A 22992-nucleotide genomic window follows, 5' to 3' on the forward strand; every position below is an offset into this window, starting at 1 on the left:
CCTTTCTAACGAGGCCAAATTTCAAGGATAAACAGGATCAAAATGACTCTGGACACAAGCATGTATGGTGATTTTCGTACGGGCTGACGCGCTGCCCATATTCCCCAGGAACTCATAAGTGCAATACTCCCCCAGAACATCCATAAGGAGATGCCTTCTGGCGTAAATAGAAAGGACAGCTTGGGCAGTCCCCTGTTGCCAGCCCCAAGAAGAACAGTGGTCATATAGACGAGCACAATGAAAAACAACTCGAAGAGCAGGGTTTGTAGCCAGAAATAATAGATGTTGAACACTCGTAGCATGATGACTGTGATCAGGATGAACAGGATACCAACGGATAAGAATGTTGCCGCGGTCCATCCAATGAGAGATGTTGTTATAACATCTGTTTCCTGATATAAGATGTACATTGCCAACGCATACATAGCGGGACCCGCCATATAACTGGTGACAGCAATCCAAAGATAAAAGAAATACCTCTTTTTCATGGTCATATCCATCCTTTATTGTTCGTAGGATTTGAAAGCTACTTATGTCATATAAACATCATCAGGATGAGTTTGGTTGGACTATCGATAGGAGTTTCTCGCGAGAAATCGACATTTAACCGCCATAGAGACGACTACATTCAGGCGTAATTCATCCCGTTTACCATCAGCGTGAGTGTGAAAAGGCGGTAAAATGGTATTATCGGATCAGCAGCAAGGAAGACACACCGACAGCTCATACGCTAACGTACAGCCGGCTAGGGGGCCGGTTTTTTAATTCGGTGATTGCATCCTTGCCCTGATCGGGTATTAAAGACTAAACAGATAACAGGAGGCTACGTGATATGAAAACAGTATTGTATGTTCCACTGGATGATCGTCCAGCGAATCTGGATGATGTGATTGTGCAAGGGAAAGCAGCCGGTATCCATATCGTTACACCGAACCTGAGTGATATTAAGAATCGTCTGGACTCGGAGAAAACCGTAGATGGCACAACGTTGCTCGGCACCTCCACGCCGGTTTATGGCAAACCTTCCAAGATTCACGACTTTATTCTGAAACATGCTGCCAAGGTCGACGGATTCATTATCTCATCCGATATGCTCGCCTATGGCGGTCTGATTGGCAGTCGTCAGCTCCGCGAAGATGGAGGAGGCACCTATCCAGAATACGATGATGAGACGACGAGGTTGCTGGATGTGATTCGCGTGATCAAGCAGAAATATCCACGCAAACCCGTATTTGTAATGGATACCATCATGCGTTTGGCTACGACCTCGTTTGCAGATGGCTTGGCGCTTGATGCATATAATGAGTCCCGTGCGTTGATGCAGCAGCCACGTCAGACATACACTGAGTTTGAGGATATTATCGAAGGTTATAACCTGTCCCCGGATGGAGTGGAATATGGGACAACGACCTATTTTGATAAAGAACAGTATTACAATACAAGACAACATAAGTTCAAAACAAATCTGTACATTTTGGATCAGCTGGCTCGCACAGGTTATATCGATTTCCTCGCGGTTGGAGTCGACGATGCCAACACGCAGGGTGTACAGATCAATGAAATCAAATATGTAGAAGCGCGGATCAATGAATGGCTGGGTGGAACCAATGGACAAAATCCGGATCGTGCTATCGTCTTACCTGATGCGGATGGTCTGGGGCACGCTTTGGTTGCTCGCATGGCGAACCAGTTGTTCCGAGGCGGGGCGAGGACACGTTATGGAGTGAAATATTTTGGTCCTCACGGCAATACCATCATTAACACGTATGAATACATGGATGTACACGAGAATGTGGTTCGTCATGTGGATATTGTAGGTGGTGTGCTTGTAGCGGATTCGGCATATCCTGAACCGGAGGTGGTGACGGATGCGGGTGCTGGCTTGGAAAATGAACAGCTAGTGGCTGTAGCAGCCGATCAAGTTGTCCCGTTTGACATGACCTCCGAACTGGATCGTATGACGAAGGGTCACCCAGGTAATTCCGGGGAGAACACGGGCATCGACATTGAGATTATCGCCATTACGGCTCTGGATCAGGTGCAGGCTGCGTTGGAGCAATTGACGCTGAATAGTGAGCAAGGTCTGCCTTCGGTATTGATTGATTTTGTGGGTAAAGGACCAGCGAATGTTGATGTTGCTGAAGCGATGCTCAACAGTCCATATACCGGACGGGTTCTGGGTTATAGTGCATGGAATACGCCAGGTAACAAGATCGGTATTGCCGTAGGCATGGGGCAGTCGAGGTACGCGTTGATCACAACAGAGAAGCATGAGCATAAGTTGCGCGATGCGATGAACGCGCATGGCTCGTTGTTGTTTAAGCGTTTCCTGAAGGATTACTACTACAAAGCGGTAGCGATTGCAGAGATTCGCACGTATTCCCGAGCTCATGCGCTGTATACCAACGTGGCTACCCTTTCGGATCAAAATATGTTGCTGTTCAACTCAGAGGAAGACTATGCCCATTTGCAAACATTGCTTCGTGACTTGATGCAAACTTACACAACGGCACTCGGGAATAAGACAGCCTTCCAGACAGGTAATGTGGCGATCAAGCAGATCTGTGATGACGAATTGTCCTATGCGACGTATAGCAGTGCGCTGCTGGATTATGCGAATCCTGATTTCATCTGGGGCCGTGCATTTGAGATCACATTGAATCCGAAGGTTATGCTGAACTAATCTGTTATCTCACCATGGGCTCCTCATGTTTGGGATCATCACTGGTATGACTGTACTGCTTAATCTCTCTGTTGTTAAAAATGATATATTGATACTTCGCTTCGAGTTCATCCGCGAATGTTACTGAGGCACCGTAAGGTGCTTCAGAACTTTTTGAGGAGTAAGTACCTTGTACTTCGATAAGCTGTTCGGGTGAGTAACCTTTCTCTTCAATCAGGTAAGTGGTTACCTGTTGTTCAGCATCATTTTTCTTGAGCGGATTACCAAACAGTCCGAAGTAGGCCCAGCAGGATATCCCGAGTATAAATGCTAAGACAGCAAGTGAAGTAATCTTGAATGTTTTACTCATAGGTATTTCTCCTTCTTTTACGTAAGCCACAATGAATTTGATCATGAAATATTAATGTATTTGGATAAATTTATCAATTCTTTGAACTTAATGCTTATTTATTTGTTCGTTAAAATGATGATTCCAGAATCGTCTTTTTTCCACCCGAACGACGCCCTTAATCGCACCTAAGTCGTACGGAACACCATCCGCGCTAGGAATGAAAGGGTGTAAGATTGTATTATCGGATCAATAACAAAGGACGCACCGAAAGCACATACGCTAATGTACAGACCGGCCAGGTGGCCGGTCTTTTTGATGCGGTGAATGTAGTCCCGGTACTGGTTCGATAGCAATACAGACTCTGAGTTAAAAGGGGGAGTCTACTGCTGCTGCACTGTCGCTGCATCGTGTGGGCAGATCTCAAACTTGCAGCTAAAGGGGGCGAAATGAATGTGTCTATGAGAAATGAGATTAGCACTGCCATGAGCGCCAGTAAATTAAGTACGCTCATTAAAAAAACGCTGAAACAGAAGCTCGCGTTACTTGTTCCAGATTGGGGCGGTCGTGTGCTGGATGTACCTGGGCCAGGCGAAGTGTTGGCTGGGCCTTGTGCAGTCGTTGCGTTTGCCGAAGAGGTGCCGAAGTCTGCTTGGGCGGGATATCGAAGGATTATTAAAATCTCACCATACGCACGTCCGGAAGATGGTGGCGCTGAACAAGTGGAATCTTGGTCAGCCCTTCTAATTGAAGGGTTACACCAGGTAAGACTGGTGGATGAAGCAGGTGAGGCCTTCACTTGCATCTATTTGGGTTCTTCAGATAGTGACCGGGTGGATGCAGGGTCTGGAATGCTTACACGCAGTCTGCGGTTCGGAGTGTATGTTCCCGAAGACTCGGGAGCTGCTCTGGCTGAAACAGGGAACGCGTGGTTAGCTGCGCTTCAAGGCTGGACACAGCAAGAGCTTGGCTCGAACTGGTCGGTATATGGGGATGTATGGCCCGGTGGATACGATATGCCGTCTGTGTTATGGCGATTGGCTGGATACAGCACGTCTATGGCAGGCACTTCGGCATTGGAGGTTCGACAACAGTGGATTGGGCATGTGCTCACCGATCATTCGGTGCTAACACGGCAGACCGTTACTCGGTTGGTCCGGCAACTTGCAGTGCAATCTCGTCTTGCCGTCACTAAAACGGGTGGCGAAGAGCAAGAAGGTAACACGCGATATATCACAGTGGATGAAGTCACAGCAGATTTACAGGCAGATGCCTATCTGAACGGACAGATTCGTCTGACGTTGCAACAGCGGATTCGTCGTCCGGGTACAAATGTACCTTTGATCCGTGAGATTTACCATAGCAAAGGGATGGAGTAAACGTTAGTCCAGAGGAACCTTTTATTAGAGGTTGTTCAAAAAGGCCCGCTTTTGATTACAAAGGATGCCTAACGGCATCATCAGCATCGAATATGGAATTCAGCCGAATAAGCATATGCTTACGATGATTGTTTCCTTCGGAAACATGTAGTTGCTCACGTAGTTTTCCCTACGCTCTGCTACTCCATTTCTAACTTCATCCCATCTTCTCGGTACTGAAAACCGATCTTTTTGAACATGCACTTTTTAAGAGTGGTTCCAGATTATAGCTTTGAAATGATAGATGTAGCTTCAACATTATAGCTTCAAATTCATAGGTTCATAGGATCAAAAATTCATAGATCAAGCTTAAAGATCATCGTTTAACGAAATCAGTAGTCCAACAAATGAGGTGAGATGGCAATGGCAAGCTCAGTGAAAAAAAGCAAACAGACAGGCCCGCGGTATACACGGGCAGAACTGATGAATCATGCAGAAGCCCTCTTTGCCGTTAAGGCAGAGGTGCTGTACGGTGCGCTGTACGAAGCGGCGCAAGAGACGTTTTCCATTGAAGAAACGCAAGAACGAATTAACCAATTTATGAAAGCGAAGGTGAAGGGATAATGGCAGGTGGAACTTGGGAGCAAACGAATCGTCCGGTCCTTCCGGGCTTATATATGAATTTTCAGGCGGCAGCATCTTCGGCCATTCAAGCGGGTACACGGGGAACGGTCGTTGTGCCAATCAAGGCCAACTGGGGTCCAGTAGGGACTTTTGTTGAAGTAGGGAGCGAAGCGGCGATTGAACGTATCTATGCGGCGAATGTGCTGGACAACGGTACGGCTTATACGTCCTTGAAGCTCGCCCTGTTGGGTGGGCCGAAGAAGTTGCTTGCTTATCGGGTAGCAAGTGCTGCGGCCAAAACAGCCACGCTTACCTTGAAGGACAGCAGTGATGCCAATGTGCTGCAACTGGATGCGAAGTATCCGGGAGATCGTGCAAATGGATTCTACGTCACCATCCAGCCAGGTGTGATTGATAATACGAAGCATGAAGTGCGTCTCTTCGAAGGTAACCGGATGTTGTATGCGCTCCTGACAGCGGATATTACAGCAGCTTCTCTGGCAAAAGAGATTAACGCGGATGAACAAAATGTCTGGGTAACGGCTCAGGCGATTGGCGATGGTGCAGGTGTAGTTGCAACAATTGCGGGTGCGGCATTCAAAGGCGGCGTAAGTGGCAACGATGACCTGACCAATGCAGAATACATTGCTGTACAGGGTGCGCTGGAAGGGGAGCAATTCGACGTCTTGGCTTTGGATCAGGCGGCAGATGCACCTCTGCTTGCGAGTTTTGCGGTATGGGTGAAACGTGTGCGTAGTGAAGGTAAAGCGGTGGTGGCTGTATTTGGCGGTTCCGCAGCGGATGACACTTCTGCTACAGCAGCACAAAAAGCAGCAGCACGTTCGCTTACGCTCAACCATGAAGGTGTGATTAATGTCGGTACAGGCGTGCGTCTTGGAGATGCATTCTATAGCTCGGCAGAAACGTCTGCTTATGTTGCAGGACTGATCGCTGGACAACGCCTGAACCAATCCACAACTTATGCTGCTACTCCGTTCGATGATGTGACACGTCGCTGGACGCGTGCAGAACAGGAGCAGGCGGTACAGAATGGCGTATTTATTTTCTTCCATGATGGACGTCAGGTGAAAGCACTTCGCGGTGTAAACACACTGGTAACGCCAGCCGCTGGACAGAATAATGCTTGGAAAAAAATCCGTTCCATTCGTGTGTTGGACGCGATCAACATGGATCTGCAGCGCTCCGCGGAAGATACGTATATCGGTAAAGTGAACAATACCGAAGAGGGTCGTCAGGCATTGATTAGTGCCATGAAGGCCTATTTGGCGCTGCTCGCACAGAGCAATGTAATTGAAGCGGACAGTTATGATGTCATTCTCGATCCGGCATATTACGGCGCGGCACCAGTTCTCAAACCGGAAGCGGATCAAGTGTTCCTTCAATGGAATGTGAATCTGACGGATGTGATGGAGCAGTTGTTTGGTACATTTTACGTGCAATAAGGTTTCTAGAATAATTACTATATGTTGAACTGATGGTTTACACGATAACGGAGAGGGCAGAAAAAATCTGAAGAAGCGAAGCGCTCGCCTTTATCACCGGATTTTCCCTTTTTGAAAAGGAATCAAAAAAATCTGGGGATAACAGCGATGGGAAGATTGTTCTGACTGCGGAGTTATACCGTGTAATATTTATTAGTTCAACCAACCCAAGGAGGAAAATATATGTTGGATGCGTCAAGAGTAATTCTCGGTACCCATGGTCAGCTGCATATCGATGGTATGTGGCAGACAAACATTAACAAGTTGGAAGCGAGTGTGGAGATTGAAAAGCGTGAGCTGAATCTGGTTGGTAACGACTGGAAGGTGCACAAGAATGGCGCAAAAAAAGGAACAGGCACGATGACCGGCTACAAAGTAACTTCCGATATGATCCAGCGCGGCTTCACCAAATTCGAGATTATTTCCAAGCTAAACGACCCTGAATCGTATGGACACGAGAGTGTTTTGCTGAAAGGTTGCATGGTGGACAAAATCCAGCTTGCCAACTGGACAGCGGGTGAGGAAGTACCGGAGGAAACAGGCTTTACGTTTGAAGGATTTGAATTGCTGAATCCGATTGTGGCGAACTAAAAAGGACTTTAATGGAGGCCGAGATGATCTCGGTCTCTTTGTTGTCTACTTAAAGCAAATTTAGTATCTACACGATAACGGAGAGGACAGAAATAACGTGAAGAAGCGGAGCGTTCGCCTAAAAGCTTTCTGAAAGAAAGCTGCATCGGAAGCATAGGCTATCCCCGGATTTTCCCTTGAAGAGGGGAATCAAAAAATCTGGGGATAACAGCGATCGGAAGGTTATTCTGTCATCGGAGTGGCTAGTGTACCATTATGATTGCCAAATGTGAAACAAGAAGGAGATAACGCCCGATGAGTATGAATGAAAATATGTCCGAAGAACAGATTTTGGATCAGTTGTTTGAAGCAGCAGAACGTTTGCCAGAGGAGAATGTGCGGATTCAGCGTCTGGATCTGTTGTTGACCTTGCGTGGACTGACGTCTTCCAAAGTGGATCACATTCGCGAACGCTGTACGATTCGTAAAACGACCAAAGGCCGCACCGAGGAAAAGGTGGACACCGAAACGTTTAACGCGTTGCTCATTTCTGAAGCAACCGTGAAATTAAAAGTCCGCAGCCTGGAATTGTCCGGCTGGGGTGACACCCGTATTACCGGCCGCATGAAGTTGTCCGGTGGCGAACAGGCGGTACGTCGTATGTTGCTGGCGGGTGAATTGGATGCCGTAGGTGATAAAGTGTTGGAGCTGTCCGGCTTTGGTGTGGAGATTGAAGACCTAAAAAACTGATTCACTCCGGCGGGATGACCACGTTCCTGTATCACATGTGGGTGCGTCATCATCTCCGGCCCGGAGAGTTCTGGTCTTTGCCACGTGGGGAGCGCTCGCTGTTAATTGCGTTCTCGGAAGAGGAAATGTCAGCGATAACTTCGCAAATGAATCGATAACGAAATAGGGCAGGAGGTGAAAAAATGGCAGAAATGATTGTAGGTCTATCCAAATCCAACACACAAATGAAGACGACACTTCGTTACCTCGATCAAATCCAGCGATCCACTGACCGATTAAACCGGGTTCGCTATCAGGGACTGATCAAAGTAAACAATGAGCTGAGAATGACTGGGCGCAGACTGGAAAGTATCTATAGTACCGCTGTACGCTTGAGTCGATTGAGAATCACACCAACGATTGGTCTTAATGATCAAGCTACTCCAGTACTCCATGGTTTGATTGGGAAAATGAAACAGATTCGTTCTAAGCTGTTGCACGCTACAGCCAAAGTACAGTTTAAAGTCAGACATCAAATCTCAGGAGTATCCGTTAATGTAAATTCTCAGCCACTGATGGATGCTTTAAATACGAATACGATATCAATTCTTAAGCTTAGTGCCAAACTGGATTCTCTTAATATTGCAGCAGGAGGAAAAGAGGAGAAACCGAAAACTTTTTTGCAGAAGATGAAAGGTATGTTTGATCGTGGGAAATCAATCTCATCTGGTGTGGGGAAAGTCTTTGATGCAAGAAATAGTGGGAAGAAGCTATGGAAAGAAATCACAACACCTGCCACACCGGGGAATAAATTGAAAAAGGCGTTCAAGGTTACGAAACGCGGAGCTGCTTTTGTGAATGATTTCTCGTCCGCAGGGTCCGATTTGATCGGTGGATTCGATGGATTGTGGGGCGATGTAAAAGGTCTCTTTGGTGGAGGTGGAAGCGGAAGTGGGGCAGGAGGCAGTGGTGGGTCTGGCATCATAAGCAAGCTTGGTGGCAACCTCGTTAAAGGAGCGGGAAAATTGTTCGCACCACTCCGTATGTATAACAATATTAAAGAACTTGCAAGCGCCCCACCTGAGGATCGTGCTCGTGCGGTGGGTTCGGTTGCTGGTAATGCAGTAGGAACAGCTATTGGTACCGTACTTGGCAGTGTAATTCCAATTCCGGTGGTTGGGAACATGCTGGGCGGTTCGATAGGCGGTTGGCTGGGTGAAAAGGCAGGCGGTTGGCTGGGTGACAAGGTAGGTGGATTCCTAAAAAACAACGCGGAAGACATCTCAAAAGTGGCAAAATTTGCTTCTGAGGGAGCGAGTTTCGTGGCGGAGAAAACGACGAATTTGTTCAATGGGGTTGCAGGTTTTTTTGGTTTCGGTTCTAAAAAGGAAGAGCAGACCGCCCCAGCCGCAGCGGTCATAACGTCACCCTCAACACCTGTAGCAACGCAGACACCACCCCCTCCACCGATAGCACCTCAGATGCCGCCTCCATACAGGCCGGCAGTTCTATCGATCACCGGTCCAGAAGCCTACATGAACAATCGATTTGGTTCACCGACGGCTGCGGGTCTTATGGGAACAAGTGTGATGCAATCCCAAGCGGTAGCAATGAATAACGCGGGTCAACCCAATGAGAAAGCTTCGCCGCTCACAGTGCGTATTTCCGAAGAACAGATGAGCAGTCTGGCAGGTTACCTTAAGGATTTCAAAACGGAAACGACGAACCAGATTGCTGTGAATATTGCACCGGGTACGGTACAAGTGACCGTTCGGGAGAACGCTATTGATTATGACGCAGTTTCTCACCAGGTGGGGCAACGGATCTCTAACGAGTTCCGTCGTGCGATGCAAAATCGCAAAACAATTATGGCCTAAGCAGAAAGGAGGCCGCAGATATGTCAGTACTTGAAGATAAAGTTGGTCCTAACAAAATGTCATTTACGTTGAAGGACGGCAACACTCCATTTCAATTCCCAGTGAACCCTGAAGAAGTTAATATTTCCAGGTCTAAGGGATATGAAACGGTCAATATGTTGGAGCATGGCGAGTTTGATTTTGCACAAGGGGAGAAGGTGAAGGAGATCACCTTCTCTTCTTTTTTTCCCAAGAGATTTGATCCGTCCTATTGCATGGATGAAAAATCTTTTCTAGATCCACGTGTGGCGATGAATGTGTTGAACACCTTTCTGATCTCCAAAAAGCCGCTGCGTTTCATCATTTCAGAGACGGGCGTGAACGTGCCTGTTTTTATTGTTTCGCTTAATTCGAGCTTTCGTGGGGGGGAGACAGGGGATATTTACTTCGACCTTACCCTGCGAACATGGCGGGATTCCAAGGTGGAGAAGGTGGGCTCTGCGGCATCCGGGAGCAAGTCAGGTTCTCGTACCGATTTGAAAAAGAGTAGCAAGACCTACACCGTCAAATCTGGCGACTCCCTGTCCAAAATAGCAAAGCTGGAGCTGGGCAGCAGTTCCAAATGGAACGAGATCTACAAGCTCAACGCAAAGATCATCGGGAGTGATCCGAACCGGATCAAGCCCGGACAAAAGCTGGTGATGCCATGACCTACAAGGTCATTGTCGACGACAAATACGACATCACCAAGCTGGTGGAGACGATTACGCTGAAGGACTCGCTTGACCAGATTGCCTATCAGGCTAACATCCGGCTGGCGGTGTCTGCATCTTCCGGTCTGCCTTCGATCTCACCGGGTATGGCGGTGCGGATTAGCGGGGTTCCTTTTGGCGAAAAATCCATGGTTCACTTGCTGCATCCTGCGGTCATCTGGGAGGTGGAAAGCTCAAACAGCGGCACCAAGCGGCTATCCCTCACGGTGTACGACCGGATGATCTATCTGGAAAAATCAGAGGACGAGTTCCTATTGCCGAAGGATCAGACGGCTACGCAACGACTTAAAACCTACGCCAAAGAGTGGAAGATTCCATACGCTACATTGCCAGAAACCAAGACAAAGCTGGGAAAAGCCGTGTATCGGTCACAGACGATTTTTTCGATGATCTTTGCTGATCTGAAGGAAACGGCGAAGTCAGGCGGGGAGATGTATCATCCACGGATGACACCCGGCGGGCTGCAGCTTTTCCAGGTCGGAAGTAATGCGAAGGTATACGAGCTGGATCGACTGATTGATCTGACCCAGATGCGTACGCTCGAAGGGGCGGTTACCAAAGTTAAAGTCATGGCAGCGTCGGAGTCTACAAGTGGCAAAGAAGTTCCTTCCAAAGTGCTCGCGATTGAGCAGGATAATGTGGAAGAACTGGGCACATTGCAAAAGCTGGTCGAGGACGATCAGGTGAAATCGACAACCGCCGCCAAGAAACTGGCGAAAAGTCATCTGACGGGTATTCAGGAGACCTTTACGATATCCGCACCGGATGTCAATACGATTCGGGCCGGGGACGCGATGTTGTTAAAAGGGCTGAAGCTAATCGTCATGTCGGTCAGCCGTGATCTATCTGCCGGGCCTGGAACGATGACGTTAGAGCTGGGGACGGCTGAGCTGGTGAAAAGGAGGTATTACCTTGAATAAAGATGATCCGTATGGGCATTTTGCCGACGTCATGCGGGGTGCGATGAGTACACATTCCCGTCAGGCCGTGAGCGGGCTGGGCGCGGTACTTGGCACGATGACCTCATCCGGCGTGAAGCTGGATGATTTCAAGCACGAAGTGCAGGATTATCTCGTGGCCGAGTTGCCGGGCACGCTTGGACTGCCGGAGCGCGAGGCTGCTGGCGCGATTTCCGGTATACCTGACGTGGCAAACGGCGGAACGACGGGCACGGGACGGTTTCTTTTGCAAGAAGAGGAAGTTGAAGAAGCGGTGTGGTCTCTTGATAAGGGATTAAAAGCGGGAGATCGCGTACTGGCGATGCGGGTGAATGGCGGTAATGACATTGTGGTGCTGTGTAAGGTGGTGAGTGCGCATGCCTAGTTTGTTTCCGGAAACGGGAGTGGTATGGGGGGATGAGGAGGATTTGTCGGGGGCGGCTTCGGAAGAGGTACGCTTTGGACGGAGCTGGCGATTCGATTACGATGCAGGGGATTTTGTACTGACCCCAAGTGGTAAAGTCGCTGCGGCTGGTGGGCATGAAGCCTGGGTACAGTGGTGCATTAAGGCAGTGAAAACGCCACGTTACAGACATGTGATCTATTCTCGAAACTATGGTTCGGAGCTGGAGGATCTGGTGGGTCAGGGTGATAGCCGAGGTGTGATGGAAAGTGAGATTACCCGGATGGTGACGGAAACGTTGCTGGCTGATCCACGCACGGAATCGGTAGACCAGTTCACGTTTGATTGGAATCGGGAGCAGTGCATGTTCTCGTGTCGGGTGGCGAGTGTGCAGGAAGAGATGTTTATTCTGGAAAGTGAGGTGATCTGACGGGATGGCTGAGATTCCGCGTTATTTGGAGGACCAGACGGAGGAACAGATTATGCAGCGGTTGCTGGATCGTCTGCCCGCGGATCTGGATAAGTCGGAAGGATCGTTTCTGTGGGATGCGGAGGCTCCGGTTGCGTTTATGCTGTCTGAGGCGGCGTTGTGGGCGCAGGAATTACTGCGGCGAGGGTTTGCAAGTACGGCTGCGAGCAGTGATCCGAATTTTCGTTCGGAAGAGCTGGATCTGCGGGCGGGAGAGCACGGCATTACTCGACGGGCTGCGGTGGCGGCACAAGGTGCGGTGAGGTTCGTGGGAACGCCGGGTAAAGTGGTGCCTGCTGGAACGGTCGTAGCTACGCTCGCGGATGAAGTATCTGCTGAAGCTTCGCTCGAATATGAGACGGTAGGACGTGTGGAACTGGATGCTGAGGGCTCCGGTGTGGTAGGCGTGCGAGCGCTTGTTGCCGGAAAAGAGAGCAATGTGCCTGCGGGCACGGTAACTGTGTTGTCTACACCTGTAAGTGGCGTGACCTCTGTCACGAACGTTGATGCGATCAAAGGCGGTGCAGATATTGAGGCAGACACGGCGCTGCTGGAACGTTTTTATGCCAAAGTCCGCAACCAAGGGACAAGCGGCAACAAAGCACAATATGTGCAATGGGCCAGTGAAGTACCAGGTGTTGGTGCAACGCGTGTGATTCCATTGTGGCAGGGTCCGGGCACGGTGGGATTGTATCTGCTGGACACGGACAAACGTGCTGCGGGTACCGATTTGGTAGCCGCCGTGCAGAAGTACGTTGACCCAACGCAGGATGGACAGGGTGAAGGCGTTGCCCCGGCAGGACCAGTCGTGTCCGTGATGCCAGCCGAGGAAGTGCTGATGAACATTCAGGTGAAGCTGACGCTGGCAAGTGATGCGACATTGGCCGATGTACGGGCATTGATCGAACGCGGGGTGACCGCGTATTTGAAACAGTTGGCTTTTGCCGATCCACTCGTGCGTTACACCCGCATTGCCGCGATTCTGTTGGACATTCCGCCCATTATCGACTATTCGGAGCTTACCGTGAACGGTGTGAGTGACCAGAATATCGAGATGACCGCAAGTCAGGTGGCCGTGCTGGGGACGGTGGAAGTTCATGAGTAGTGTTGGGCAGATGGTGGATGAGGAATTAGTTAGGGAGTGCGGAGAGCAAGGAAGATTGGGAGAAATACGCCAATCTGGGTTGGATCTGGTGAGCGAGACGCTCCATGATAATATGCAAGGAAGGGAGGGGACAGGGCATGAGTGCTCCTTCTACTGTAGATGTTGGACTGACGAGTGAGAAAGGGCGGGAGTTGTTCTCGTATTTGCCCAGGTATTACGAGACTTCGCGTGTGATGCAGGCCGATATGCAGGCCAAAGGCACCGAGATGGATTTGCTGTATCAGGCGCTGGATGAGACGTTGGAGCAGTTGTTTGTCCGTACAGCGACGTGGGGGCTGGACTTTTGGGAGCAGGAGCTTGGCATTGAGACAGATCGTCTCAAACCTGTGGAGCAGCGCCGTGCGGTGGTGGAGTCGAAGCTGCGTGGTGCCGGGAAGTTCTCTGGCAGGCTGGTTGCAAATGTGGCTGAGGCGTATGCCGGGGGCAAGGTGGATGTAAGGTTTCAGCCGGAAGCGTGGAGTTTTACGGTGAGCTTTGTGGATACAATGGGCATCCCGCCCAATATTGACGATCTCAAACGGGCGATTGAAGAATTGAAACCGGCCCATATGGCCGTGGAATATGAGTATCGCTATCTGGTGTGGGATGATCTGGACAAGAAGCAGAAAACATGGGACGAACTCGATGCCGCGTCCTTGACGTGGAATGAACTGGAGGTGTGGGCGTAATGCCAAAAGAAACCGATCGACTGAAATTACCTCTTCCCTTGGGGAACGAGAACGTGACCCGGGAAAGTATTAACGGGATTTTTGAAAAGATTGATGCTGGTGTTGCAACGCAAGCGGATTTGGATGCGCTCCGTGAAGCGGTGAGTCAGATGGATATTCCTGATGCGTCTTTGACGCAGAAAGGCAAGGTGCAGCTGTCGAGCAAGACGGACGGCACGTCAGAGACGGTGGCGGCAACGGAGAAGGCGGTTTGGGATGCGAAAAATGCTTGTTTGCTGCGTACAGGCGGAGTTATGACTGGGAGACTAATTATGAATCAATGGGGAACTTTTTCAGGTTCTTCAAATGGATCGGTCTTATACGGAAGTAATTGCTTTCTTGAAGGTTCAACATTCAGGTACGAGAACAATCACACTAACCTAGGAGCACGGGGGATTTACATGCGTTACACAGGTGGTGCCGGACCAGAAGTCTACATGTTTGAGACAGGTCCAGTGGCAACTACAGCTGGAGGAGCATTTACCCCCTCCTTAACAAGAATTGTTAATACGGCTGACTCATGGCAAAAGCATCAACTCACAGATGACAATGGTAAAAATAAGCTTACTTCCGGGATAGACCTCAACTCTCTGATGGTAAATGGACAGTATAATGGCAACAATTTAACCAATGCTCCGTTACCAGCCACTGCTGATATGTGGTGGTATATAGAGGTCCAGTGTCACACAAATGGTGAGGGATATGTACTTCAAAGAGCGAGTAGACTAAATGGTGGGACTCCCACCTTATATCTTAGGACAAGAGAGAACGGTGTATGGTCCCCATGGAGTCTTGACGTTTTTCAATCTGGCGTTGATGCAAAAAATAGCATTGTGGGTGCCATTAACGCCAAGGGTGGAAGTGCATCCACATCAGATACATGGACGCAGCTTACGGCTAAGATAAATGCTATACAGCAAGGTCATTACCAAAGTATGGACTTACCTTCGCGATCAGAATACTTTGAGGTTCCTGGTGGTTATGTAGGATCGTTAGGTAACGCAGTCCTAGCTTTTCCTGCGGGGACAAGGGTAATAAGTTTGATAGCCCCTGTCTATGGTTCTGCTTTCTTGAATGTGTACAACTCCTATGGAGGGCTAAAGACAGCTTTTGCTTTACGGGACTCACAGGGAGTTATATGGCCGATAACCATACCCGTTGGCACCATTGGGGCGGCTGGAGGGATAGATTTTAGGGTATATAGCGTACAGGTAGATATAGTCAGTGGCTTATGCCGGAGCAACGGTTACTCGGTGTCTCAAAACTCCAACTCCTATTGGAGCACAACAAAACCGTCCAATTTTAACGCAGATGGCCCGATGACACTTGTATGTGCCTGCATCGAAAATACAACGGTCACAAGGCAAGTATCCTTCACAACATATAACACTAGAGCATTATCGATGTAATAGAGAGAGAACGGGTATCATTATTGTTTAGTATCACCCGGGATAGACAGTATCCCTTATGACAGGGGGATATTTCACATTAATATGACTTAGGACACTAGCACAACTGGATCGTGTTTTTGTGCTTGAATTTGGCTGAGAAAACTCCAGAAGATCCACCGATACCATGTAAAAGTAAAGGTCCTACGGAGAATTCTAAAAAGACCAATCTGCGGCAGTATTCTGGTAGACGGACAATTTTTTCAGGAAAGTGGTCGTCTTATTGTATTAAAAAATCTGTCTTTCGTCGACGTTTAAGATGAAGGGAAATATGTGTATCTTTTTGTTTTCAGTCTATAAACTCCAAACGAAAGGTTCAATCGATTTGACGAGCACTGATTTTAGAAAAGAGGAATTTAGGGTGTGTTAACTTTACTACTTAAAGGAGGTGAACCATGACCACAAACCAACTAACCACAGCTATCACAAACACGCTAACTCAGTACTTTCCCAACATCCTGATCCAACCTGCAACAGGCGGGACAAGCTCCACCTTAGAAACCAAAGGCATCACCTACCGCCTGCTGTCCGCGCAACTTACCCGGGAACGCAGCGACCGCTTCGTGCAATCTCATGCCTATGAAATCCGCTGGCTTGACGCAGACAATATCCCGGCAACACTGCCGGACGAACTATTCGAAGCTTTGGAAACCATCGACGTGGAAGGCACACCCTATCGCGCAACGGAGATGCGTTGGGAGACGGAGAACGATACTCCGCGAATGCTGGTGTATTATACCATGCGAACCACCAAAGTGTCGGAGTCCGCCGCTACCATGCAACAACTGGAACAGCGACCTACCGCACTTAAAGCTACAAGAGAATAACGATATGAGTTTACGTAACGATAGTTATCCTGTCCTTGGAGTGGTCAGTATAGCTTTTTTTATTGAACTTAAATAACCAAATGAGGGGATCAGTATGAAAGGAATAGGAGGCGCATTGGCAATGTTTACGAAAAAAGAACCGGACCCTAAAAATCCGGAAGCTCAACAGAAAAACAATCCAAAATACAGCAAAGCACAGTTCGCCGAATCCCGGCAACTTAGCCGGATCGAGAAAGATATTTTGTCAGCAGTTCTGCTGGAACAACAAACATACACATTGGAAGAAGCACAGCAACACATCCAACAATTTATGAATGGGGAGGCACAATAATGGCTGGAGGAACATGGACGACACAAAACAAGGTACGCCCCGGCGTATATATGAATTTTGCATCAGAGGGCTCATTGCCGGGTACGGTAGGGGAACGGGGAACGGTGGCTTTGGCACTTCCATTGTCATGGGGACAAGCAGGTACAATCCTGACGGTACAAGCAGGTGAAGATGTACAAGCCAAATTGGGCTATGACTGGACAGCACCGCAATTACTGCTGATCCGCGAGGCATTGAAACGGGCGCAGACATTGCTTCTGTATCGTCTCAATGCAGGGACCAAAGCCAAGGCAACCTTGGACAATCTGATAGTAACAGCCCAACACGGCGGCGTGCGCGGTAATGATCTGGCTGTTGTAATCTCCGCGAATATCAATGATCCGGAACAATTGGATGTCTCCACTCTGCTTGCGGGTAAAGAAGTGGACAAACAAACCGCGTCTACTATCGAAGCTCTGGAATCCAACGCATACGTCACATTTACTGGTGAAGGTGCACTCACAGCTACAGCGTCACTTCCACTAACAGGTGGATTAGATGGTACAGCAACCAACCAAGAGCATGCTGATTTCCTGACCAAGCTGGAAGTACTGGATTTTAACACGGTTGGTCTGATTTCAGACGATGCCACACTCAAATCAGTCTACACAGCTTACATCAAGCGTTTGCGTGATACCGAGGGCAAGAAGGTGCAACTGGTGCTTTCCGATTATCCGGCTGCAGACCATGAAGGCATTATCAGTGTCAAAAATGGTGTTGTGCTCGCAGACGGTACCGTTCTTACGCCAAAACAAACCGTAGCATGGACAGCCGGCGCAACAGCGGGAGCTAACCTGAATGAATCCCTGACGTTCCGTGCGTATGACGATGCCGTGGATGTGAGTGGCAGATTGACACATAGCGAGACAGAAGCGGCATTGCGTAATGGCGAGTTTGTGTTTACGGCGAGCAGCAACCGCGCAGTGGTAGAGCAGGACGTGAATACATTCCGTTCCGTTACACCGGATAAGGCACGTCATTTTGCCAAAAACCGTGTTGTCCGTGTACTCGATGGCATCGCTAATGATATGAAACGTATTTTTGAGTCCTATTACATCGGCAAAGTGAACAACAACGAAGATGGGCGCAGCCTGTTCCGTTCCCAATGTGTCACTTACCTGAAGCAGCTTCAGGATATTGGGGCCATTCAAAATTTTGATTCCAAAACAGATATCACTGTTGCTCCGGGCAATGAAACCGATAGTATTCTGATCGAGATTCAAGTCCAACCTGTGGATTCCGTTGAAAAAGTATATATGAAAGTGAAGGTGGTTTAAGATGGCATTTTTGAAAGCAAGCGACACAATCTCCGGCCAGGAAGGCCGCGCATACGCAACGATTAACGGACAGACGGAAGAAATGTTCTATGTGAAGACGCTGGAAGCAACGGTAGAGAAACAAAAAGCAGAGGTCAAAACTTTGGGGCGCCGCGGCGTACAGCACAAAGCAACCGGTTGGTCCGGTTCAGGCTCCATGACGATCTTTTATACCACTTCCCGTTTCCGCGAGCTGATGCTCCAGTACATGCAGAATGGTGTGGACACGTACTTCGACATTGAAGTGACCAACGAAGATCCTTCCTCTACGATTGGCAAACAAACCGTGACCCTCAAAGGCGTCAACCTCGACAGTGTGATCATGGCATCCCTTGATACCGAGGCTGAGGCGTTGGAGGAAGAAGTAAGCTTTACCTTTGAAGATGTCGATATGCCTGTATCGTTCAATTTGCCGAAGTAATGTAGCGTGAAAAGCATAATGATTTGAGATTCATAAAGAGTATAAATTAACAGCAGGTTTGTAAAAGAAAACCTGTTCAACTTGCCTGTGTTACGGGCTATTTGGCGTGTCAAAATACTGTTCTTCGCCGCTTCGTGCGGCGGGGAGCCTAACTTTAGAGGAGGAACAATACATGAGTGGATTGAGTATGTTTTTTGCCCAAAATGCAGCAACAGATACAACGGAGGAGTTTATCGTTTCCCCCCGATTCAAAGATGAGAAAGGCGAGCCCGTTGCCTGGAAACTGCGCAGCATGACCGAGGACGAAAACCAGGAATGCCGCAAAGCGGCTACCCGCAAAATTAAGGGCAAGAACGGTGTCTACACACCCGACATTGATGCCAATGATTACATGGCTCGCCTGATGAGTGCAAGTGTCGTTTATCCCGATTTGAAAAACGCAGAACTCCAGCGGTCATACGGCGTGATGGGGGCGGAATCGCTTTTGCGGAAAATGCTGCTGCCTGGGGAATTTGCTTCGCTCGGTGAACAAGTCCAGAAGCTGAACGGCTTCAATCAGGATATGAACGAACTGGTGGATGACGTAAAAAACTAATTAAAGAGGGCGATTCCGAAGCCAATCTGGCTTATTACGCTCTCCATGAATTAAACATTTTGCCGCATGAGCTTATGGCCTTCTCCATGCGAGAACGAGCAGCGATCTATGCGATGATCTCCATCCGGGTGGAGGAAGAGAAGAAAGAACGGTCCAAAAATCGCGCCCGGAAGAAATAAAAAGGAAAGGAGGGAGAAATGAATGTATGCCATGTTTGCAAGACTGTATATCATGTCAAATAATATGGTTCAGCAATTTCAAAACCTGCCTACCGTAATTAATTCGGTATTCAACCCTGGAAATCTGAGCCGAATTCAGTTGGCAGGCAACTTACTCCAAGGTGTATCAGAAGAACAGGCTAAGGTAAATGCTGCCTTTACAGAAGGTGCCCAGCGAGTGCGAGCCTGGATCAGCGTGATAAAGTCAGCAGGACAAGCTGTACTCGTACCAGCGGCGCAGGAAGAGGATTTGAAGCAGCGATATATGGCTGCTACTGGTGATGATGCTCAGGGGGAGACGATCTTTAATCGCTACCGTGCGGAAGCTTTCAAGAGCGGACAGAATGTTACGGATGCTTTGAAAGGTACACTATCTCTCATTCCGTATGCACAGAATACGGACCAAGTTGATCAACTGAGGGATATGGCTAAACGGTTGAGCATGCTTTCTCCAGATGGAAAAAGTATGTCAGATGCATCCAGTGCCTTGGTTGCTGCCATGAACGGAGACAATGGAGAACTTGCCAAGTCGTTTAACATTCCTGCTGAAGCTCTAAGCGGAGCAGGTCTGCAACAAACCATTGATTCATCCAATCTGGATGGATTTATCACAAAGCTTGATGTCATTTTGCAAAAACAAGGCTATACTCAACAGGCTTTTGACACCATGCTGGATTCACCGTTGCAGAAGTGGAATGCATTGGTGAATCAGTTTAATGGGGTTCTGGGACAGATTGGACAGGCAGCCCTCGTTGCCTTGACGCCTTTACTAGATCGATTAAATGAGGCTTTTGCCAATGGTGAATTCACTGGCATTATTGAATGGCTTAGCAATGCATTTACGGTTGCGGCAAACGCGCTGACAATGCTTGTAAATGGCATTCTGTATATAGCAAGTGTGATCCAACAAAACTGGGATATCATTCAGCCTATCCTGATGGCATTGGCAATTGTTGTTCTGGCATTGGTTATCACACAAGTCTATAGTCTCGTTGCGGCCTGGTTATTGCTAAATTGGCCAATCCTGCTCGCCATTGCTGCAATCGCAGCAGTTATTGGAATTTTGAACATGATGGGAATGTCAGGTACAGAGATTTTGGGAGTCATCATAGGTTCATTTATGATGCTTGGAGAAATCGTAAGAGTAGTTGTGGCGACGGTATGGAATCTGTTTGCTTCGCTGGGGGAGGCGATTTTTAACTTTTTCAGAGATCCGGTATATGCCATACAGATTTTATTTAAAAACATGGGTATTTTCATACTTGATATCTTCTATAACGTGGTAACAATAATTGAAGATGCGATGGAACGAATTAATGGCGGACTTAACAGTCTGATAAAACTTGTTAACAAAACCTTTGGTTTCAATATTGGTTTGTTTCAAGATTCTGATATTAGTTTGGGTGGCAAGGAAATAAAGGAATGGAAGAAAGGCCTGGAATCCTGGGAGCCTACGAGTGACAAAGATGTGAAGTCATTTTTCAAAATGAACGGAGAGTACAACCCTAAAGCTTTTGAAGATGGTCAGAAGGTTGCGGAGGATTTACTTTCTGGTTTCTCTTCAACCTCGAATGCGGACTCCAAGGATAAAGGTCTACCAGGTAATTTTGGCAAAGACTTCACACCCGAAATACCGAAAACACCTCCTATGCCATCGATGCCAACTGCACCTGCTCCCACGGTCGTTCCCAACAATATGAGCAACATCAACCAAATCAACAATGTGGGGAAAGTAGATCAAATTGGCGGCGTTGAGGGAACGATTGATGTAACCAGCGAGGATCTGAAACTGATGCGTGAGCTTGCAGAGATGCAGGCGATTCAGCGATTTGTCAGTCTGACGCCAACTGTTCAGGTCACCACAGGGGATATCAACAGCGGACATGATGTGGACAGCATCATCAGCAAAATCACCGATGGACTGAACAGTCAGATCGTCTCCAGTGCCCAGGGGGTGTATGGATAAGTGGAATATTATATTCAACTAAGCTTCAATAATCGCTCTGAATACATGTTTTTCCCGGTGACACCAGAAAGCATTGAGTTTTCGGATTCGGGAGACGGCAGTACATTTAACGTTAGCGCTTTGGGTGAAATTAACGTGATTAAGTCGCCAAAGCTGCGTGAAGTCAGTTTCAGCGGGATTTTTCCGGCAGACTACAGCCCGTATCATCTGAACTACGATGCAAGACATCCGGCAATTCAGAAGCAGTTTTACCGTGATCCCTATGAATATGTGAAAAAAATCATCCGCTGGATGCAGACGGGCAGACCCGTCAGGCTGTTCTTTTCCAGTGCAAGGTACACCATTAATATGGCGGTTTCCATTGAGAGCTTCGACTGGAAGGAGACAGCGGGTACGGTGGGGGATATCCAGTATGATATCAAGCTGAAGCAATTCATTTTCTATGCCGCCAAAAAAGTAGTGCCACTCAAGGACAGCAAGGATACGGCTGCTTCGAAAACAAAAACCAAAGCCTCCCGGCCCAATGAAAAAATCCAGCCCAAGACCGTCACACTCAAAGCCGGAGACACCTTGTGGTCGGTAGCCAAAGCCCATTTGGGAGATGGATCTCGCTGGAAAGAGTTGCAAAAGCTGAATGGCATCAAAGATGCACAACTGAAGAAGCTGCCGATTGGACTTGTGATCAAGCTTCCGTGAAAGGAGAGGGAATATGCAAGAGCAGATCAGGCTGGATGATAAACTGGCAAACATGAAGGAACGGTTATTGCTGGATGACAAGCAGGGGAACATCTGGGACATTAGCGAAATTGCCGGTGACATTACGTACAAAACCTCCCGCATCGGCAAACCTTCCTCTCTGGAATTCACGTTGATCAAGGGCAGTCTGTACCAGAATAAGAAATTCACATATGAGAATGGATATGTCGTGAAATATATCAGCAACGAGGTAGGTATATTTTACGGATATATCTTCTCGGTGGATAGCGGTAAGGACGAAAGTGTCAAAATCAAGGCCTACGACCAGACTCGTTATCTAACCGCGAATCAGACGTACAAGTTCGTTAATGCCACTGCTGCGGATGTAATTAAACGAATTGCAAAGGATTTCCTGTTGAAAACGGATGATCTGATTCAGCCGAAATATGTGATTCCACGCATGTTATTTGATAACAAAAAGCTAATCGACATGATCTGTGAGGCGCTCGACCGAACGTTGATCTATGGTGGTAAAAACTACATCTTCTACGATGATTTTGGCAAGCTTGTGCTTCGGGATGTGGAAGAGATGCCTTACGGCTTTGTTATTGGGGATAACAGTCTGCTCACGGATTACAGCTATACGCGGTCGATTGACGACCAGACGTATAACAAGATCAAGCTGTATCGGGATAACAAGGATACGGGAAAAAGAGAAACGTTTGTTCATCAGGATTCAGGCAGCATCCGTCAATGGGGGCTGCTTTTTTTGTACCAAAAAGCGGATGATGGCCTGAACGAAGGTCAGATTGATGACATGCTGAAGACCCTGATGACCCTCCGTAACCGCGAGACGCAGACGTTGAAAGTGGATGCGCTTGGTGATTTCAAGGTGAGGGCAGGCAGTTTTGTCAACATCCAGATCGATGAACTCAAGATTAATCAATATTTTCTGGTAGACGAATGTACGCATAAGGTACAAGGCGGCGTGCACACGATGTCACTGGATTTGAAGGTGGTGTAACGATAA

General features: G+C 48.2%; 24 protein-coding genes. 22 read left to right on the forward strand and 2 right to left on the reverse strand.

Annotated features, from left to right (window positions below):
• Nucleotides 1-5 precede the first annotated feature (5 nt).
• Nucleotides 6-488, reverse strand: a complete 483-nt coding sequence (locus MKY66_RS06250; RefSeq protein WP_076209568.1) for a hypothetical protein — start codon at nucleotides 486-488, stop codon at nucleotides 6-8.
• 344 nt (nucleotides 489-832) lie between these two features.
• On the opposite strand from MKY66_RS06250, the gene MKY66_RS06255 reads away from it, so the two are divergent.
• Complete coding sequence (locus MKY66_RS06255; protein ID WP_076209569.1) at nucleotides 833-2683, forward strand: DUF4127 family protein; 1851 nt, start codon at nucleotides 833-835, stop codon at nucleotides 2681-2683.
• Nucleotides 2684-2687: 4 nt separating this feature from the next.
• Here the strand turns inward: MKY66_RS06255 and MKY66_RS06260 are convergent, their stop codons facing one another.
• Nucleotides 2688-3032, reverse strand: coding sequence for a DUF3139 domain-containing protein (locus MKY66_RS06260; RefSeq protein ID WP_076209570.1), 345 nt, complete (start codon nucleotides 3030-3032; stop codon nucleotides 2688-2690).
• 434 nt (nucleotides 3033-3466) lie between these two features.
• On the opposite strand from MKY66_RS06260, the gene MKY66_RS06265 reads away from it, so the two are divergent.
• From MKY66_RS06265 to MKY66_RS06365, 21 genes are all read left to right on the forward strand, one after another.
• Nucleotides 3467-4390, forward strand: coding sequence for a hypothetical protein (locus MKY66_RS06265; RefSeq protein WP_143760276.1), 924 nt, complete (start codon nucleotides 3467-3469; stop codon nucleotides 4388-4390).
• A 402-nt stretch (nucleotides 4391-4792) separates the two neighbouring features.
• Nucleotides 4793-4993 carry a hypothetical protein gene (locus MKY66_RS06270; protein WP_083656959.1) on the forward strand — a complete coding sequence of 67 codons (201 nt, stop codon included), beginning with the start codon at nucleotides 4793-4795 and terminating at the stop codon, nucleotides 4991-4993.
• A complete protein-coding gene (locus MKY66_RS06275; RefSeq protein ID WP_076209572.1) occupies nucleotides 4993-6456 on the forward strand; it encodes a phage tail sheath subtilisin-like domain-containing protein in 1464 nt (487 codons plus the stop codon). Before MKY66_RS06270 ends, MKY66_RS06275 begins: the two co-directional genes overlap by 1 nt.
• Nucleotides 6457-6678: 222 nt before the next feature.
• The gene (locus MKY66_RS06280) at nucleotides 6679-7086 is read left to right on the forward strand and encodes a phage tail tube protein (protein WP_076209573.1); all 408 of its coding nucleotides are present in this window, start codon (nucleotides 6679-6681) and stop codon (nucleotides 7084-7086) included.
• 294 nt (nucleotides 7087-7380) lie between these two features.
• Nucleotides 7381-7815: a hypothetical protein gene (locus MKY66_RS06285; protein ID WP_017690174.1), complete on the forward strand. Its 435-nt coding sequence runs from the start codon at nucleotides 7381-7383 to the stop codon at nucleotides 7813-7815.
• A 182-nt stretch (nucleotides 7816-7997) separates the two neighbouring features.
• Nucleotides 7998-9671 (forward strand): hypothetical protein, encoded by a 1674-nt coding sequence (locus MKY66_RS06290; protein ID WP_076209574.1) that lies wholly within the window; start codon nucleotides 7998-8000, stop codon nucleotides 9669-9671.
• A 56-nt stretch (nucleotides 9672-9727) separates the two neighbouring features.
• On the forward strand, nucleotides 9728-10360 hold the full coding sequence (locus MKY66_RS06295; RefSeq protein WP_076209869.1) for a LysM peptidoglycan-binding domain-containing protein: 633 nt from the start codon (nucleotides 9728-9730) through the stop codon (nucleotides 10358-10360).
• On the forward strand, nucleotides 10357-11343 hold the full coding sequence (locus tag MKY66_RS06300) for a phage portal protein (RefSeq protein ID WP_076209575.1): 987 nt from the start codon (nucleotides 10357-10359) through the stop codon (nucleotides 11341-11343). Before MKY66_RS06295 ends, MKY66_RS06300 begins: the two co-directional genes overlap by 4 nt.
• Entirely contained in the window at nucleotides 11336-11746 is a 411-nt protein-coding gene (locus MKY66_RS06305) for a hypothetical protein (RefSeq protein WP_076209576.1), read from the forward strand. The genes MKY66_RS06300 and MKY66_RS06305 overlap by 8 nt, the downstream gene beginning before the upstream one ends.
• Nucleotides 11739-12194 (forward strand): DUF2634 domain-containing protein, encoded by a 456-nt coding sequence (locus tag MKY66_RS06310; protein WP_076209577.1) that lies wholly within the window; start codon nucleotides 11739-11741, stop codon nucleotides 12192-12194. Before MKY66_RS06305 ends, MKY66_RS06310 begins: the two co-directional genes overlap by 8 nt.
• A 4-nt stretch (nucleotides 12195-12198) precedes the next feature.
• Complete coding sequence (locus tag MKY66_RS06315; RefSeq protein ID WP_076209578.1) at nucleotides 12199-13338, forward strand: baseplate J/gp47 family protein; 1140 nt, start codon at nucleotides 12199-12201, stop codon at nucleotides 13336-13338.
• A gap of 137 nt (nucleotides 13339-13475) precedes the next feature.
• On the forward strand, nucleotides 13476-14066 hold the full coding sequence (locus MKY66_RS06320; protein WP_076209579.1) for a YmfQ family protein: 591 nt from the start codon (nucleotides 13476-13478) through the stop codon (nucleotides 14064-14066).
• A complete protein-coding gene (locus MKY66_RS06325) occupies nucleotides 14066-15514 on the forward strand; it encodes a tail fiber protein (RefSeq protein ID WP_076209580.1) in 1449 nt (482 codons plus the stop codon). Before MKY66_RS06320 ends, MKY66_RS06325 begins: the two co-directional genes overlap by 1 nt.
• A gap of 434 nt (nucleotides 15515-15948) precedes the next feature.
• Complete coding sequence (locus MKY66_RS06330) at nucleotides 15949-16380, forward strand: DUF6838 family protein (protein ID WP_076209581.1); 432 nt, start codon at nucleotides 15949-15951, stop codon at nucleotides 16378-16380.
• A gap of 121 nt (nucleotides 16381-16501) precedes the next feature.
• Nucleotides 16502-16711 carry a hypothetical protein gene (locus tag MKY66_RS06335; RefSeq protein WP_076209582.1) on the forward strand — a complete coding sequence of 70 codons (210 nt, stop codon included), beginning with the start codon at nucleotides 16502-16504 and terminating at the stop codon, nucleotides 16709-16711.
• Nucleotides 16711-18027 (forward strand): phage tail sheath family protein, encoded by a 1317-nt coding sequence (locus MKY66_RS06340; protein WP_076209583.1) that lies wholly within the window; start codon nucleotides 16711-16713, stop codon nucleotides 18025-18027. The genes MKY66_RS06335 and MKY66_RS06340 overlap by 1 nt, the downstream gene beginning before the upstream one ends.
• 1 nt (nucleotide 18028) lies before the next feature.
• Entirely contained in the window at nucleotides 18029-18487 is a 459-nt protein-coding gene (locus MKY66_RS06345) for a phage tail tube protein (protein ID WP_017690162.1), read from the forward strand.
• A gap of 172 nt (nucleotides 18488-18659) precedes the next feature.
• Nucleotides 18660-19082, forward strand: coding sequence for a phage portal protein (locus MKY66_RS06350; protein ID WP_036611390.1), 423 nt, complete (start codon nucleotides 18660-18662; stop codon nucleotides 19080-19082).
• Between the two features lie 201 nt (nucleotides 19083-19283).
• Nucleotides 19284-21266 carry a hypothetical protein gene (locus tag MKY66_RS06355; RefSeq protein ID WP_076209584.1) on the forward strand — a complete coding sequence of 661 codons (1983 nt, stop codon included), beginning with the start codon at nucleotides 19284-19286 and terminating at the stop codon, nucleotides 21264-21266.
• A complete protein-coding gene (locus MKY66_RS06360) occupies nucleotides 21267-21962 on the forward strand; it encodes a LysM peptidoglycan-binding domain-containing protein (RefSeq protein WP_076209585.1) in 696 nt (231 codons plus the stop codon).
• A 13-nt stretch (nucleotides 21963-21975) separates the two neighbouring features.
• Nucleotides 21976-22986: a hypothetical protein gene (locus MKY66_RS06365; RefSeq protein WP_076209586.1), complete on the forward strand. Its 1011-nt coding sequence runs from the start codon at nucleotides 21976-21978 to the stop codon at nucleotides 22984-22986.
• Nucleotides 22987-22992 lie beyond the last annotated feature (6 nt).

Origin of the sequence: Paenibacillus sp. FSL R5-0766, assembly GCF_037971845.1 — a bacterium.
Taxonomy (GTDB): Bacteria; Bacillota; Bacilli; order Paenibacillales; family Paenibacillaceae; genus Paenibacillus.